The following is a 17,188-nucleotide window of genomic DNA, read 5'->3' as shown; positions in this document are numbered from 1 at the left end:
CTCCCTGGTATCTGGGGGTGGGGCCGTCTTCCGCGGGCGCATGAAGAACCCCCGGCCGGATCACTCTCCGGCCGGGGGCTATACATCTTCGATACGAGGTCTTGCGGGGCTACTTCCGGTCGGCGCCCACCGCCTTCAGGACGCGGTCGTTGAACTCGCCGTTGGTGAGCACCACGAGCCCGCTGCCACGGTGCAGCCGGCACATGGAGACCGCCTGGTAGCCGCCGGGCGAGCCGCCGTGTCCGTACTCGATCTCGGTGCCGTCGCCGTCGACGATGGTGCCCAGTCCGTAGAAGCTGTCGCTGTGCGGCGTGAGCAGTTCCCTGGCGCCGCCGGGGGAGAGCAGGGCCAGCGGGCGGCCCAAGTAGCCGCGTCGCAGCTCCAGTTCGAACCTGGCCATGTCGGCGGCCGTGGTCCACAGCCCGGCCGCCGCCCGCTCCGGATGGATCAGCCAGCCGCCTTCCAGGGGCACCCCGCGCTCGTCGTGGCCGAGCGCCACCGCACGTCCCGAACGCTCGGGGAACGCCTGGTCGAAGCTGGAGCCCCCCATCGCGAGCGGGTCGAACACGAGGGCTCGCATCAGCGCCTCGAACAGCTCACCGGTGACGTCCACCAGAAGCTGCTCCAGGACCGAATAGTGCGCGTTGGACTTGCGGAACTCGGAGCCCGGCGCCAGCTCCGGAACGGCCCTTTCCCGCAGCAGCGTGAGCAGCTCCGGCGCCGGCCGGCCCTTGCGTACCGCCTGGCGCGGAGTCTCGGCGAGCCCGGCCAGATGACTGAGCAAGTGCCGTACGGTGATCGGCCGTTCAGCCTGAGGCAGTCGCCAGGTCCGCAGGTAGGCGTTGGCCTCCGCGTCCAGGTCGAGTACGCCCTTGTCGACCAGGCGCATGACGGCGAAGGCCGTGACGTGCTTGCCCCAGGAGCCGGCCTGGAACAGCGTGTCCGGCGTGACGGGCTCGGCGGAGTCCGCGCTGAGCGTTCCGATGCCCTCAAGGGCGACCAGCTCGCCGCCCTCGATCACGGCGAGGCTCGCGCCGGGCACCCCGCTCGCCGCGAGCGCGGCGAGCACGGCTTCGGGATCGACCGTACGGTCCGGCTCAGCAGTGACCGGTACCCGCGCGGCGTCGACGGCCGCCGCGAGCGCGGCCAGCGTGTCGTGCTGGTACAGCAGGAAGAGCGAGACGGCGAGGCCCGCCCGGCGGGCGGCCGCGATCACCTGGATCACCAGAATGGAATCGCCGCCGAGCTTGAAGAACCCGTCCTCGCGGCCGATCCCCGAGATGCCGAGGACCGCCGACCAGATCGCCGCGATGCGCCGCTCGGTTTCGGTGCGCGGGGCGCTGTGGGGCCGGTCCTCGCCCGACCACATGGCGGGCTCCGGCAGCGCCTTGCGGTCCACCTTGCCGTTCGGCGTCAACGGCAGTGCGGGCAGTGTCACGTAGCCCGCCGGGATCATCGCCTCGGGCAGGACGCGGGCGAGCCGCTCGCGCAGCGCGGCCGGGTCGGGGGCCGTGCCGTCGGCGGCCACCACGTACCCGATGAGCTGCTCGTGCCCCAACGGTCCCCGCTTGACCGCGACCGCCGCGTCGGCCACGACGTCCAGCGCCGCCAACGCGGCCTCGATCTCGCCGAGTTCGATGCGGACGCCCCTGACCTTCACTTGGTGGTCGACGCGGCCGAGGAACTCGATGGAGCCTTCCCTGTTCCAGGCCGCCACGTCGCCGGTCCGGTAGAGCCGGGATCCGGCGGGCCCGAACGGGTCGGGCAGGAACCGCTCGGCGGTGAGCGCGGCGCGCCCGCCGTAGCCGCGCGAGACCCCGAGGCCGCCCGCGTACAGCTCCCCGGGCACGCCCACCGGCACCGGCGCCATGTCGGCGTCCAGGATGTACAGGCGGGTGTTGCGCACCGGCCGGCCGATGGTGACCCTGGCCTCGCCGACCGGATCGCCGGCCCGGATCACGGCGTGCGTGACGTCGTCCGAGCACTCCGTCGGCCCGTACGCGTTGACCATCGCGATGGCGGGGAAGCGGGCGAACCAGCGGCGGCACAGGTCCGGCGGCAGCGCCTCACCCGTCACCACCAGCCACCGCAGATCCGGCAGCTCGAGGTCGATGAGCCCCGCGTCCCACGCGTCGAGCGCGGCCCGCAGCAGCGACGGTACGACCTCCAGGACGGTGAGCCGCTCCTCGGTGGTCCGCCGGAACAAGGCGTCCGGGTCCACGGCCGCGGCCGCCCCGACGACCCGGGTGCGGCCGCCGACCACGAACGCCGACAGCATCTGCCACACCGAGATGTCGAACGCCATCGAGGCGTTCTGGACGACGCGGTCGGCCTCCGTCAGCGCCAGGTCCTCCACCTTGGCGAGCAGATGGTTGGCCATGCCCCGCCGGGTGACCTGCACGCCCTTGGGGAGTCCGGTGGAACCCGAGGTGTAGATGACGTACGCGAGATGGTCGGGCTCGGCGAGCGGCAAGGGAGTGGTGGCAGGTCGGTCCGCCCAGGCCTCGGGCTCGTCCAGCCGCACGCTCGTCAACTCCGCGCCGTACAGGCCGCGTTCGGTGAGCACGACACTCGCACCCGCGTCCTTGGCCATGTACGCGAGGCGTTCGGCGGGAAGCTCGGGGTCCAGCGGCAGGTAGGCACCGCCCGCCTTGAGGACCGCGAGCACGGCGAGGACCGTGGCGGGGGAGCGGTCGGCGTGGATCGCCACGACCGCGTCGGGGCCGACCCCGAGCGACCGCAGATGGTGGGCGAGCCGGTTCGACGCGGCGGCGGCCTCCGCGTAGCTGAGCGAAACCCCGTCGGCGGTGAGCGCCACCCGCTGCGGATGCTCGGCGGCGAACCGGTCGAGCTGCTCCTCCACGGCGACCCACTCGGGCGCCCGCCCGGTTTCGGTCCAGGCGTTCAGCAGCTCCTGGTCCTGCTCGTCCAGATAAGTCAGCCGAGGGTCGCCGAGCGGGGACGCGGCCATCGAGGCCAGCACCGCCCGGTACATTCCGGCGATCCGCTCCCCTTGCGCCCGGCTCAACACCCTCGAGTCGGCCGTGAGGTTGAGCCCCTGGCCGCCGGTCGCCACGCTCAGGGCGAACTCGGTGGTGGTCTCGCCGACGCTGGAGGCGGCGTCGATCCGCTCGCTGTTGAAGATCCGCAGATCGTGGTAGTTGAACAGCACGTCGATCTGCCGCTCGGCGCCGGGCGCCTCCCGCTGGATCGCGGCCATCGGATAGCGCCGGTGGGCCCACAGGTCCACCTCGCGGGCGAAGACCTGCTGCACCAGCTCGTCCCAGGTGCGGGCGGTACGGTCGAAGGCGAAGGGCAGCGTATTGAGGTACATGCCCAACACCCGTTCCGCGCCGAGGGCTTCGGGACGTGCGTCCACGACCAGGCCGGTGTGGAAGGACGCCTCCTGGGTGAGCTGGCTCATCACCTTCAGATGCGCCGCGAGCAGCACGCTCTTCAGGGAGACCCGGCTGCGCGAGGCGAAGGCGCGCAGCGGCTGCTCCAGATCGGTGAGCGAGACCGGCACCACATGGGTGCGCCGCTCGCCCTCCTCGCCCCAGCCGGCCGGCAGCCGCAGCGGGGCGTAGTTGCCGGTCACATCCTTCCAGTAGGCGCTGTCCTCCCCGGAGTTCAGCGACTCCAGCTCGCCCGCCACGAAGTCGGCGTACCGCACCACGGGAGCGACGTAGGGCTCGCGCTCGCGCACGGCGTCGCGGATCTCGCGGTAGCAGTCGACCAGCTCGGTGAGCAGGGCGAACTGGCCCCAGCCCTGGGTCATCGCATGCGGCTGGCTGAAGGTGATCCGCCACGCGGTGTCGCTCTCCAGATGGGCCGCGATCCGCAGCAGCGGCGCCCGAGCCACATCGAAGCGGTCGCGCCGTTCCGCCGCGAGGAAGGCCGCGAGGGCCAACTCCTGTGCCGCCGCGTCGTCTTCGCGCAGGTCGAGGACGCGCACCGGCACCTCGACCCGGTCGTGCACGAGCTGCATCGGCACCGAGAATCCGACCAGGTCGAACGAGGTCCGCAGCACATCGTGGCGGGCCGTGACCCGCTCGACGGCCGACCGCAGCGCCGCCTCGTCGAAGGGCCGGTCATCGGTGACCCGGATCGAGACGCACTGGTGGTAGGTGGCGCCGCTGGTGTCGGCGAGCATTTCCACCAGCATGCCGAGCTGGAGCTGAGAGGCCGGATAGGCGTCGTGGAGGCGGGCCGGCAGGAGTGCCCGGTCGTCGGCGTCGATCAGCGCGAACGGCGCGACGGCCATGATGCCGTCCGCCAGCGCGGGGCGTCCCGCGACGGCCGCGGTGAGTCCGGCGACCGTACGGTGCTCGAACACGTCGCGGACCGCGATGTCGTACCCGGCGGCCCGGAGCGTGCCGACCAGTTTGATGGCGCGCAGCGAGTCGCCGCCGAGGTCGAAGAAGGAGTCCTCGACCCCCACCCGGTCGACCCCGAGCACCTCGGCCCACAGGGCGGCGACGCGCTCCTCGGCCGGGGTGCGCGGCGCCACGTAGTCGCCGGCGGCCAGCGCGTCCTGCTCGGGCGCGGGCAGGGCCCGCCGGTCGACCTTGCCCGCCGCGTTCAGCGGCAGCGCGTCCAGGATGACGAACGCCGAGGGCAGCAGCGCCTCGGGAAGCAGCTCGCTCAACCGCCGCCGCAGCTCGCCCGGTTCGGGCGATTCCTCGCCCGCCGGTACGACATAGGCGACCAGGCGCTTGTCGCCGGGAGTGTCCTCGCGGACGGTGACGGCGGTGTGGGCGACCCCGTCGAGGCCGGTCAGGGCCGCCTCGATCTCGCCGGGCTCGATGCGCACGCCGCGGATCTTGACCTGGTTGTCGGCCCGGCCCACGTAGACGAGCGTGCCGTCGGGCCGCATCCGCACGACGTCGCCGGTGCGGTAGAGCCGCGCGCCCGGCTCGGCCCCGAACGGGTCGGGTACGAAGGACGCCGCCGTGCGCTCGGGCAGACCGCGGTATCCGCGGGCCAGGCCCGAGCCGCCGATGTACAGCTCACCCGGCACCCCGACCTGCACCGGCCGCAGCAGCGCGTCCAGTACGTACACCGTGTTGTTGGCGATCGGCCGGCCGATCGACACGCGGTCGGGCTCGCTGGGAACCTCCCAGCTCGTGGACCAGATGGTCGTCTCGGTGGGCCCGTACACGTTCACCAACCGGTCGACCCGTGCCCGCAGTTCGCCGGCCAGCTCCGAGGTCAGCGCCTCGCCGCCGGTCAGCGCCGTGACGGGGGCCCGCTCGAAACCCGAGCGGAGCAGCAGGTTCCAGCCGGACGGGGTGGCCTGGACGTGGGTGATGCCGTGGCTCTCCACCAAGCGGGCCAGCGCCGCGCCGTCCTTGGTCTCCAGGTTGTCGGCGAGGACGAGCCGGCCGCCGGTGACGAGCGGCAGGAACAGTTCGAGTCCCGAGATGTCGAAGGAGACCGAGGTGAGGGAGAGCCAGGTGTCGGCCTCACTGGAGCCGAGCTCCTCTGCCATCGCGAGCAGCAGATTGGCGAGCGCGGCGTGGGCGATGCCGACGCCCTTGGGGCGGCCGGTGGAGCCCGAGGTGTAGATCGTGTAGGCCAGGTTGTCCGCCTCGCCCGGCACCGGCGCGGGCGCCTGGGCGGGCTCGGGCCACGGCAGGTCGTGGACCAGACGCGGCCCGTCGTGCACGCCGTCCAGGACGGTGGCGTACGCGGCCGCGGTCACTACCGGTCCGGCGCCCGCGTCGTCGAGCACGTAGCCGATCCGGTCGGCGGGAAACGCCGGGTCGAGCGGCACGTAGGAGGCGCCGGTCTTCCAGACGCCGAGCATCGCGGCGACCAGCTCGGGGGTGCGGTCGAGGAGCATCCCGACGACGGACTCCGGACCCGCGCCCAGCGCGGCGAGCCGGGAGGCGTAGGCATCGGAACGATTCTGCAACCAGCCGTACGTGAAGTCCCGCCCGGCCCACGACAGCGCGACCGCGTCCGGCGCGGCGGCGGCCCGCGCCGCGAACAGGGCGTGCGCGGGGCGGTCGCTCCGGGCGACGGACGTGGTGTTCCAGTCGTGCAGCAGCCGGTCGCGCTCCGCCTCGCCGAGCAGATCGAGCGTCGCGTCACCGTCGGGGTCCGCGGCCATCGCCTCCAGGACCCGGCGGTACATCGCCACCAGGCGCTCGGCGTTCTCCTGGTTCACCACATGCGAGTCGGCGGTCACGATGATGTGGCCGACCCGCGAGGACACGGTGAGCGGGAACTCGGACGGGCTGTCGTCGATGCCGCCCTCGTGGTCCACCAGACCGGCGTCCACCTGCCGGAAGTCCTGGTAGTTGAAGTACACGTCGAGCAGTCGGCGCGAGCCGCCCCACGCCCGCTGGATCGCGGCCATCGGATAGCGGCGGTGGCCCCACAGACCGACCTCGCGGTCGAAGACCTGCTGGACGAGCTCGGTCCAGGTACGGGCCGACCGGTCGTGGGCGAACGGCAGCGTGTTGAGGTACATCCCCAACACCCGGTCCGCGCCCAGCAGTTCGGGGCGCGCGTCGCACACGAGACCGGTGTGGAAGGCCTCCTCGTCGGTGAGGCGGCTCATCACGGCCAGATGGGTGGCCACCATGACGCTCTTGAGCGAGGTCCTGGCGCGGGCGGCGAGCCGGCGCAGCCCGTCCTCCAGATCGGTCCACACGATCGCGGCCTGCACGGTCTCGCGGGGCAGCTCGGCACTGTCGCCCCAGCTCTCCGGCAGCCGCAGCGGGGCGTGCTCCTCGACCACCGACTGCCAGTACGCCCGGTCCTCGGCCGATTCGAGCGCCGTCAGCTCCCCGGCGACGAAGTCGGCGAAGCGCACGGCGGGCGCCTCGAACGGCTCGGGCTCGCGTCCGTCGCGCAGTGCCCGGTAGCACTCGATGAGCTCCATCAGGAGCGAGTGGTGGCCCCAGCCCTCCAGGATCGGATGGCATTCGGTGACCGAGATCCACCAGCCGGTCGTGTCGTCCGTCAGATGCGCGTGGAACCGCATGAGCGAGGGCACCGCGAGGTCGAAGACATCTGCCCGCTCGCGGACCGTGAACGCCCGCAGCGCGCGGTCCACGGCGGCGGCGTCCAGACCGCCCAAGTCCTGCCAGCCCAGCGGCATTTCCGCCTCGGCGTGCACCAGCTGAAGGGGCCGCGAGTAGCCGGTCAGATCGATGGAGGTGCGCAGCACCTCGTGGCGGGCGGTGACGAGCCGGCCCGCCGCGTGGAACGCCTCGGGGTCGAAGGGCTCCTCGTCGCGGATCTTGAACGTGGATACGTTGTGGTACAGGTTGCGATGGGTGTCGGCCAGCATCTCGACCACCATGCCGAGCTGCATCTGCGACAGCGGGTAGGCGTCGGTGACCCCGGTCGGCAGCGCCGCCCGGTCCGCCTCGTCGAGCAGCGCGAACGGCTCGACGGTCTCGGTGCCGGGGGCGAGCGCGGGCCGCCCGGTGATCGACTCGCAGAGCTGCGCCACACTGCGGAAGTCGAACACGTCGCGGACCGCGACGTCGTACCCGGCCGAGCGCAGCGCGCCGACCATCGCGATCGCCCGGATCGAATCGCCGCCGAGGTCGAAGAAGGAGTCGTCGACGCCGACCCGGTCCACGCCGAGCACCTCGGTCCACACGGCGGCGACCCGCTCCTCCACGGGCGTACGGGGCGCGGTGTAGGCGGAGCCGCCGCGCAGCGCCGTGGTGTCGGGGGCGGGCAGCGCACGCTGGTCGAGCTTGCCGTTGACGGTCAGCGGGATCGCGTCGAGGGTGACGAAGGCGGCGGGCAGCATGTACTCCGGCAGCGTCCTGCGCAGCAGCGTGCGCAGTTCGCCGGGCTCGGGCAGGCTGCCCGGCGCGCCCTCGACCAGGTAGCCGACGAGCTGCTTCTCGCCCGAGTCACCCCGCACCTGGACCACGGCCTCGCCGACCCCTGGGTGTTCGAGCAGGGCGTGCGCGATCTCGCCGAGCTCGACGCGGTAGCCGCGGATCTTGACCTGGTTGTCGATGCGCCCGATGAACTCCAGGCTGCCGTCGGGCAGTCGGCGCGCCGCGTCGCCGCTGCGGTACAGGCGCGCGCCGGGCGGCCCGAACGGGTCGGGCACGAAACGCTCCGCGGTCAGCTCGGGCCGGCCCAGGTAGCCGCGGGCGACTCCCGGACCGCCGACGTGGATCTCGCCCGGAACACCGATGGGCGCCGGATTTCCGGCGGCGTCAAGGAGATACACCGAAAGGTCGCTGAGCGGATGCCCCACCCGATTGCCCGCAAGCGGCTCAAAGTCATCCTCCCCAATCCGGTAGTACGTCGTGTGCACGGTGGTCTCGGTGATGCCGTACATGTTGACGAGGGCGGGGCCGTGCGGGCCGACGCGGTCCAGCCACGGCCGCAGCTCCGGAACCTCAAGCTTCTCCCCGGCGAACACGACGGCCCGCAGGGCGAGTCGGTCGATCCGTGGATCCCCGGATCCGGCCGCGGCGACCAGGGAGCGGAAGGCGGTCGGGGTCTGCGAGAGGACGCTCACCCGCTCGGCGACCAGCAGGTCGAGGAAGTCGGACGGCGAGCGCGTGACGTCCTGGCCGACCACGACGAGCCGGCCGCCGTACAGCAGCGCACCCCACATCTCGAACACGGACACGTCGAAGGCGTACGAGTGGAACATGGTCCACACGTCGCCCGGGGTGAACGCGTAGTGCTCGTGGGCGGTGGTCAGCAGGCGCAGCACGTTGCCGTGCTCCAGGACGACGCCCTTGGGGCGGCCGGTGGAGCCGGAGGTGTAGATGACGTAGATGGTCGAGCCGGGCCCGGCGAGCGGCTCGGGATCGGTCGGCGGACGGGCCTCGATGAGCGCCGAGTCCCGGTCGAGGAGGACCAGTTCGGCGTCCTCGGCGTCCCGCAGCGCGGCGGCGGTCGCCTGTGACGCGACGACGATGCGGGCGCCCGCGTCGGACAGCACGTAGGCGAGCCGGTCGGCCGGGTTCGCGGGGTCGAGCGGCAGGTAGCCGGCCCCGGACTTGAGGATGCCGAGCAGCGCGGGCAGCAGCTCGATGCCGCGCTCCAGGCACAGCCCGACGAGCCGTTCGGGGCCCGCGCCGAGCGCGCGCAGATGGTGGGCGATCCGGTTGGCCCGCTCGTTCAGTTCCCGGTACGTGAGCGAGGTGCCCGCCGCGGTCACGGCGAGCGCGTCGGGGGTGGCCGCGGCCTGCTCTTCGAAGACCTGGTGCACACAGCGGTCGGGTACGACGGGACGGTGGCCGCTCAACGCTCCGGTGGTGACGGCGAGTTCGATGTCGTCCAGGATGCGGAGCCGGGAGACGGGGAGCGCCGGATCGGCGGTCGCCTCCTCCAGGAGGCGCAGGAAGTGCCCGGTCATCCGCTTGACCGTGGCGTGGTTGAACAGGGCCGCCGCGTAGTTGAGGGCGCCGCCGAGCGAGCCGTCGGTGCCTTCCTCGATCTGGAGGGTCAGCTCGAACTTGGCGATCGGGTCCGTCCGCTCGTACTGCTCGACGGACAGACCGGGCAGCGCGAACGCGTCTATGCGCTGCTCGTGCATGGTGAACGCGACCTGGTGGAGCGGAGTGCGCGACATGTCGCGCTCCGGCTGGAGCTCGTCCACCAGGCGGGCGAAGGGCACCTCCTGGTGGTCGAACGCGTCGAGCACCGCGCCCCTGGTCCGGCCGAGCAGCTCGCCGAAGCCCGGATCATCCGCCCAACTGCCACGCATGACAAGGGTGTTGATGCCATAGCCGATGAGCGGCTGGAGCTCGGGGCGGGAGCGGCCCGACACGACGGTGCCGACCGAGACGTCGCTCTGTCCGGTGTAGCGCGCCACCAGGACCTGGAACGCGGTGAGCAGCACGGCGAACGGCGTGGTGCCGTGGGCGCCGGCCAGCTCGCGGACCCGCCCGGCCAGCGCCTCGGGGAAGGCGAAGCGTACATCGGCGCCCGTCGTGTCGCGGACCGCCGGGCGCGGCCGGTCGGTGGGCAGCTCGGCGGGAAGCGCCCCGGCCAGCCGCTCCCGCCAGTGCGCCAGCTCTTGTTCGAGCCGCGGTCCGGAGAGCTGCTCGCGCTGCCAGGCCGCGTAGTCGGCGTACTGGACGTCGAGCGGTGCGAGTGCCGGTTCGCCGCCCTGGGCCAAGGTGGCGTACAGGGTGGAGAGTTCACCGGCGAAGACCCGCGTCGACCACGCGTCGCAGGCGATGTGGTGGAAGACCACGGCCAGGATGTGCTCGTCCTCGGCCAGCCTGACCAGCCGGGCCCGTACGGGCCACTGGGCCGCCAGGTCGAAGGGCGTGGTGACCTCCCGCTCGACGAGTTCGGCGGCCAGCGCCTCCCGGTCCGCGGTCCGCTCGCCGCTCAGATCGGTGAGCGGCAGCGCGACGGGCGCCGGGGCGTCGATCAGCTGCACGGGCTCCAGGCCCGACAGGGCGTAGCGGGTGCGCAGGATCTCGTGGCGGTCGATCACCGTCTGCAAGGCCCCGCCGAGCGCCGCCGCGTCGATGGTGCCGCGCAGGCGGAGCACCATCGGCACCAGATATTCGGCACTCGTGGGCTCCAGACGGTTCAGGAACCACATCTGCTGCTGTCCGGCGGACAGGGGCAGCGGCGCCCCGCGGTCGGCGCGGGGTATTCGGGGCGGGGCGGCGACGGCCGCGGGAGCGCCGCGACGGCCCGCGAGCCTGGCGCGAAGGAGCTCCGCGCGGAGCTCGGCGACCGACCGGTCACGCTGACGCGCGTCCTGCTGTACGGGAGTTGACTCCTGGATGCTCATGCTCTCTGCTCCTCCAACAGCTCGGCGTCGGACAACTGCTCGATCTCGGCGCGGATACGGGACTCGACGGCGTCGGCCAGGCCGGCGACGGTCGGATACTCGAAGATCTCCCGCACCGGCAGGGCGATCTCGAACTCGGTCTGGATCGCCGCGATCAGCCGGATCGCGAGGATCGAATTGCCGCCCGAGCGGAAGAAGTTGTCGTGCACCCCGATCCGGGCACCGAGGAGCTCCGCCCAGATGGTGGCGATGCGCTCCTGGAGCGGACTGGCCGCGGCTTCTCGCGGCGCGTCCCCGTCGGGCGCCGGGTCCGGCAGCGCGGCCCGGTCGAGCTTTCCGTTGGCGTTCAGCGGGATCGCGTCCAGCGCGGTGAACGAGGACGGCAGCAGGTAGTCCGGCAGCAACTCGCCACAGAAGGCGGCGAGTTCGTCCGCGCCGACCGGGTTGTAGGCCGGTACGAAGTACCCGGCGAGCCGCACCGTGCCGGCGCCGTCGGTCCGGGCGATCACCACCGCCTCGCGCACCCCGGGGTGCTCGGCGAGCACGGCCTGCGCCTCGCCGGGCTCGACCCGATATCCCCGGATCTTGACCTGGTGGTCGGTGCGGCCGAGGAACTCGACGTGCCCGCCCGGCAGCCAGCGCACCAGGTCCCCGGTGCGGTACAGCCGTCGGCCGTCGCCCGCGAAGGGGTCCGGCACGAACTTCTCGGCGGTCAGCTCCGGCCGGTCCGCATAGCCGCGGGCCACGCCCGTACCGCCCACGTACAGCTCGCCGACCGATCCGGTGGGCACCGGCCTCAGCGTCTCGTCCAGGACGTACATCGCCATCCCGGGCAGCGGGCGGCCGATCGGCACCACCGGAGCCTGCTCGCCGTCCGGCACCGGATGGACGCAGGTTCCGACGGAGGCCTCGGTCGGCCCGTACTCGTTGATGAGCCGCCCCGCCCCGAGCCGCTCCACCCAGGCGCGGGCGAGCGGACCGGGCAGCGCCTCGCCCGCCGCCACCACCACTCCCGCCAGTTGAGCGGACTGCTCGGGGGTCAACTGGTGCGCCAGGATGTCGAGATGGCCGGGCGTCAGCTTCAGGAAGCTGTACGGTCCCCGGGCGGCGAGACGCTCGCCCAGCTCGCTGAGGTCCATGTCCTGGGGCAGCATCACCACCCGCTGGCCGGCGAGCAGCGGCGCCCACACATTGGGTACCGCCAGGTCGAAGGCGGTGGACGAGAACACCGCGCTGCCGCCGCTTCCCCGCGACACCAGTTCGGCGACCGCCCACCGGAGGTGGTTGGCGAGCCCCCGGTGCTCCACGGCGACACCTTTGGGGCGACCGGTGGAACCCGATGTGTAGATGAGGTAGGCGAGGCGGTCCAGGTCGGCGGGGACCTCGGGTGCGGTGACCGGGAGCGCGGCGAGCGCCCTGGCGTCCGCGTCGGCATCGGTGAGCACCAGCTCGCCCGCGAACCCCGCGAACCGCTCCCCGTACCGGGCGGCGGTCAGCACCACCGGGGCGCCCGCGTCGGCCGCCATCGCCGAGACCCGCTCGGCCGGCCACGCCGGGTCCATCGGAATGTAGGCGCCGCCCGCCTTCCACACCGCGAGCAGCGTGGCGATCAGCTCGGCGCCCCGGTCGAGCAGCACCCCGACGGGCGTCTCGGGCACGACCCCCAACGACCGCAGATGATAGGCGAGTTGACTGGACCGGGCGTCCAGCTCGGCGTAGCTGACGGATCCGCCGTCCTCCTGTACCGCGACCGCGTCCGGCGTCGCCGCGGCCTGCCGCGCGAACACCTCGTGCACGGCGGCCGTGACGGGCTCGGCCGGAGCCGTCGCCCAGGTGGACGTCAGCCGCTCCAGCTCGGCCGCGGGCAGCAGCGCCACCTCGTCCAGGCGCACCCCGGGGTCGGCGGCGACCGCGGCGAGCAGGCGCTGGAACCGCTCCGAGAGTCGCTCGACGGTGGCCGCGTCGTACAGCGCGGTCGCGAACTCCAGGCTCGCGAACATCGAACCGTCGGCGTGCCGGCGCATGTACAGCGTCAGGTCGGTGTGCGCTACGCCCCACATCTCCTTCAGGGTCCCGATGTCCTCGGCCCCTTCGACCGCGCCGTTGAACGACTCGTCGTGCAGATCGAACGCCACCTGGTACAGCGGGGTGCGCGACAGGTCGCGCTCCGGGGCGAGCTCCTCCACCAGGCGCTCGAACGGGAGTTCCTGATGCGCGAAGGCCTCCCGGGTCGTCTCCTTGACCCGCTCCAGGGCCTCGCGGAAGGTGAGCCGCCCCTCCAGCGCGCAGCGCATGACGAGGCTGTTGAGGAAGAACCCGACCACACCCTCCGTCTCGGCCCGCTCCCGCCCGGCCACCGGCGTTCCGACCGGCACGTCCCACTGGCCGCCGTGCGCCGCGAGCAGCGTCGCGTACGCGGTCAGCAGCGTGGTGAAGGGGGTGGCGCCGTGCTGCCTGCCGAGTTCGGTGAGCGCCGTGACGACCGGCTCGGGCACCGAGAAGTGGACGACGGAGCCGCGCCCGTCCCGGACCGCCGCGCGCGGCCGGTCGGTGGGCAGCTCCAGCGGAGTGGACCCCGCCAGCACCCCGCGCCAGTGGCGCAGCCCCTCGGCGATCACCTCGTCGGTGAGGCGGGAGCGCTGCCAGGCCGCGTAGTCGGCGTAGTCGATGGCGCGTACCGGCAGGCCCGCGTCATTGCGGTGGTCGCGGTAGGCGGCGAGCAACTGGTGAAACTCCCGCTCCAGGACGGTCGAGGACCAGCCGTCGGTGGTGATGTGGTGCATCGCCACCGTCACGATGTGGTCGCCGGCGCGCAGCCGCACGAGCATGGCACGCAGCAGCGGCCCGTTCTCCAGGTCGAAGCCCCGCCCGAACTCCTCCTTGAGGAGCGCGGTGAACTCCGCGCGGTCCGCGTGCAGGTGGCGCAGATCGACCCGGTGCGGCTCCGCGATGAACTGCACCGACTCGCCGTCCACCACCGAGTACCGGGTGCGCAGCGCCTCGTGCCGCTCCACCAGGGCGTTCAGGGCCCGCTGGACATGGGCGACATGGGTGCCGACGGGCACCTTGAGGAACATCCCGGCCACCCATTCGTGGCTGCCCGGGTTCATCCGGTCCAGGAACCAGAGCCGCCGCTGCCCGAACGAGAGCGGCAGCGGGCCGCCGTCGCGCGGCACGGCGGCGATGGGCGGCTCGACGGGCCGCGACGCCTCGACCGGAGCGAGCAGTCGGGCCTGCGCCTCGACGGTGGTCGCGGCGAACAGTCCGCGCAGCTGGAGCTTCTGCCCGGACGCGGCACGCAACTGGCTGGCGAGCCGTGCGAGTTGGAGCGAAGTTCCGCCGAGCGCGAAGAAGTCGTCGTCGAGCCCGACGCTCTCGGTCTTCAGGAGCTCCCGCCAGGTCCGCGCGACCAGCTTCTCCGCCTCGGTGCCCGGTTCGCGGCGGACCGGGCGTCCTTGCGCCGCGCCGAGTTCGGGGCTGGGCAGCGCGGCCCGGTCGACCTTGCCGTTGACGGTGAGCGGGAAGGCGTCCAGGCGCAGGAACACCGCGGGGATGTGCGTGTCGGGCAGCCGCTCCTGGAGGAAGGCGCGCAGCCCGGTGACGATCTCGTCCGAGTCGGACAGCACGTACGCGGCCAGTCGCTTGGCGCCGTCGGGCCCCGTGAACGCGAGGACCACCGCGCCGCCCACCCGGGGGTGCGCGCTCAGCGCGCTCTCCACCTCGCCCGGCTCGATCCGTACGCCGTTGATCTTCACCTGGTGGTCGATGCGGCCCAGGTATTCGAGCACGCCGTCCGCACGCCAGCGCACCTGGTCGCCCGTGCGGTAGAGCCGCGAGCCGTCCTTGGCGAACGGATCCGGCACGAACCGGTCCGCCGTCTGCTCCGGGCTGCCGAGATACCCGCGGGCCACGCCGACGCCACCCGCGTACAGCTCGCCGGGCGTGCCGACCGCGACCGGCCTGCCCTCGGCGTCCGCGACCAGCACCCGCATACCGCCGATGGGCCGGCCGATCGGCACGGCGCCCGAGGTCTGCGCGGGCTCGAAGCGGTGCGCCGTCACGTCGATCGCGCACTCGGTGGGCCCGTAGGTGTTCCAGATCTCCAGGTCACCGGTGCGCCGCAGCACCCGCTGGGCCAGCTCCGCCTGGAGCGGCTCGCCGGCCGAGAACAGCAGCCGCAGCGCCTCGCACCGCTCCCAGCCGTCCTCCTCGGCGAGCAGCCGCAGCACCGACGGCACCACCTGGAGCACGGTGACCCGCTGCTCCGCGACCGTCCGCAGCAGGGCGGCCGGGTCCCGCTCGGCACCCGCGGGGGCGAGCACCAGAGTGCCGCCGCTCACCAGCGGCGCGAACACCTCCCACACATGGGCGTCGAAGGTGATCGCGGTCTTGTGCAGCACCCGGTCGGCAGGTGACAGCCCGTGCGTGCCGGTGGCCCAGGCGATGCGGTTGGCTATGCCCTGGTGGCTGATGACGACGCCCTTGGGGGTGCCGGTCGAGCCCGAGGTGTAGATCACGTACGCGATGTCGAGTGGACCGGCGCGGTGCACCGACTGCTCCAACTCGTCCTGTCCGTAGTCAAGTTCGGACAGTACGAGCGCCTCGGCGCCCGATCCATTCGCCACCGGGGCCCATTCGGAGCCGGTGACGACGTACTTCGCCCCGGCCGCCTTGAGCATCCACGAGGAGCGCGCGGCGGGCTGGGCCGGGTCGAGCGGCAGATATCCGGCTCCCGCCCGCCAGACCGCGAGCAGCGTGGCGACCAGGTCGGCGGAGCGGGGCAGGCACACCCCGACCACCGAACCCGGCCCCACGCCCAGGCCGCGCAGTCGGCGGGCCAGGCGGTCGGCGCGGGTGTCGAGCTCGGCGTAGCTGATTTCCCGTGCGCCATCGACCACGGCGACCGCATCCGGAGTCTTGGCCGCGCGGCTCGCTACGAGTTCATGAGCCAGGAGGGGCTCGCTGGGGGAGGCGCCCGTACGCGACTCGGGATTCATGTCTCTGAAGCTCCTCGTTGATGATCGGCGTGATCGGTGTGATGGCCGCGGAGTCAGACCGCGGTGGTGTCCATGCGGCGGCGCAGGCTCAGCGGACGCATGTCCGTCCACACCTCGCCGATGTGGGCCAGGCACTCCTCGCGGCTGCCCTCGGTACCCTCGGCGCGCCAGCCCGCGGGCAGCGCCCGGTCGGCCCACCAGATCGAGTACTGCTCCTCGGTGTTCAGCACCACGCGGTGAGTGGGCGCCTGGGTCTGCTCGGAGTTGGTCTCGGTGGACACGGTGGTCTCCTGTTCGTTGGATCAAGGGGTGAATTGGCCGTACGTGGAAGGCAGTTGAGGTCGGCCAGTCGGCCAGCCTGTCGGTGAGTCGGTGAGTCGGTGAGTCGGTGAGTCGGTGAGTCGGTGAGTCGGTCAGTCGGACATCGCGACGAGGACGCGGCGCGGTCCGGTGAACGGCCGGCGGCCGTGGCCCACCAGGACGTTGTCGATGAGCAGCAGGTCCCCGCGCCGCCAGTCGACGTCCACGGCGTTGGCCAGGCCCCGGTCGCGGATCTGGACGACGTAGGCGTCCGGGATGGGGGACCCGTCGGCGAAGCTGACGGACTGGGGGAGCTCGTCCGCGGGCATGATCGACGCGAGGGCCTTGGCGGTGTCGTCGCCGAGCGAGGCGGGATGCCACTGGTCGGCCTGGTTGAACCACACCTCGTCGCCGGTCACCGGGTGGGTGGTGATCGCGGGTCGCAGCTGGGTGACGTGCAGCGAACCGTCCGGCCGCCACTTCCAGTCCGCGCCCGAATCGCCGAGGAACTCCTCGACCCGCCCGCGCTCCGCCGTCTCGAAGGTGTCCTGCCAGCTCTTGCCGAGGCCCATGCCACCGTGCAGGTTCTGGCTGTAGCGGACGCCGCCCGCGAAGGCCTCGCGCACCTCGTCGTCGAGGCAGTCGAGCCAGCGGGTGCCGTCGATCACCGGGGTGGCGCCCCCCGTGCCCGGAGCCGTCTCGCAGTAGAACAGCAGCCTGGCCGGCCACTGGTGGGCGTAACTCATCTCGTTGTGCATCGAGATGCTGTACTCGGCCGGGTACTCCGTCGAGGTGTAGACGTTGGAACCGACCTTGGTGCGGGGCGAGTTGCCGTGGACGTACGCGAGCCGGTTCGGCAGCAGCAGGTCCATCACCTCCTCCAGTTCGCCCGGCTCGATGCCGAACCCCCGGAAGACCAAGGCCTTCTCGTGGGCCAGCAGAGCACCGAGGTCGTCCAGCGAGCCGAGGTGTGCCGCCAGACCGCGGGCACTGGGCTCCGTGCCGGTCTGTGCGGGGGTGATTTCGGCCGGCGCCCAGAGGCCGCCGTTCGCCACGTTCTCCATCCGTGTTCTCTCCTTCCGGGAAGGGAACTCGCCCGCCAATCGGGGGAGTTGACCCCGACCGACAGGGGCGCGCC

At 72.4% G+C, this 17,188-nt stretch carries 4 protein-coding genes; all 4 read right to left on the bottom strand.

The annotated features are described in order from the left end of the window. Window positions 1-109 precede the first annotated feature (109 nt). Complete coding sequence (locus tag OG522_RS09405) at window positions 110-10,753, bottom strand: non-ribosomal peptide synthetase (RefSeq protein ID WP_329462491.1); 10,644 nt, start codon at window positions 10,751-10,753, stop codon at window positions 110-112. Continuing rightward, a complete protein-coding gene (locus OG522_RS09400; protein WP_329462490.1) occupies window positions 10,750-15,750 on the bottom strand; it encodes a non-ribosomal peptide synthetase in 5,001 nt (1,666 codons plus the stop codon). Before OG522_RS09400 ends, OG522_RS09405 begins: the two co-directional genes overlap by 4 nt. 53 nt (window positions 15,751-15,803) lie before the next feature. Continuing rightward, window positions 15,804-16,031, bottom strand: a complete 228-nt coding sequence (locus OG522_RS09395) for an MbtH family protein (protein WP_329462489.1) — start codon at window positions 16,029-16,031, stop codon at window positions 15,804-15,806. Between the two features lie 132 nt (window positions 16,032-16,163). Continuing rightward, a complete protein-coding gene (locus tag OG522_RS09390; RefSeq protein WP_329462488.1) occupies window positions 16,164-17,114 on the bottom strand; it encodes a TauD/TfdA family dioxygenase in 951 nt (316 codons plus the stop codon). Window positions 17,115-17,188 lie beyond the last annotated feature (74 nt).

The sequence above is a fragment of the Streptomyces sp. NBC_01431 genome, assembly GCF_036231355.1.
Taxonomy (GTDB): Bacteria; Actinomycetota; Actinomycetes; order Streptomycetales; family Streptomycetaceae; genus Streptomyces.
The sequence above is the reverse complement of the archived record's forward strand: the minus strand, read 5'-3'. Positions and strand labels throughout refer to the sequence as shown.

What these genes read in the sequence shown, in the direction of transcription:
- OG522_RS09405 (WP_329462491.1), bottom strand. Translation starts at nt 10,753, where the DNA reads ATGAGCATCCAGGAGTCAACTCCCGTACAGCAGGACGCGCGTCAGCGT.
- OG522_RS09400 (WP_329462490.1), bottom strand. Translation starts at nt 15,750, where the DNA reads ATGAATCCCGAGTCGCGTACGGGCGCCTCCCCCAGCGAGCCCCTCCTG.
- OG522_RS09390 (WP_329462488.1), bottom strand. Translation starts at nt 17,114, where the DNA reads ATGGAGAACGTGGCGAACGGCGGCCTCTGGGCGCCGGCCGAAATCACC.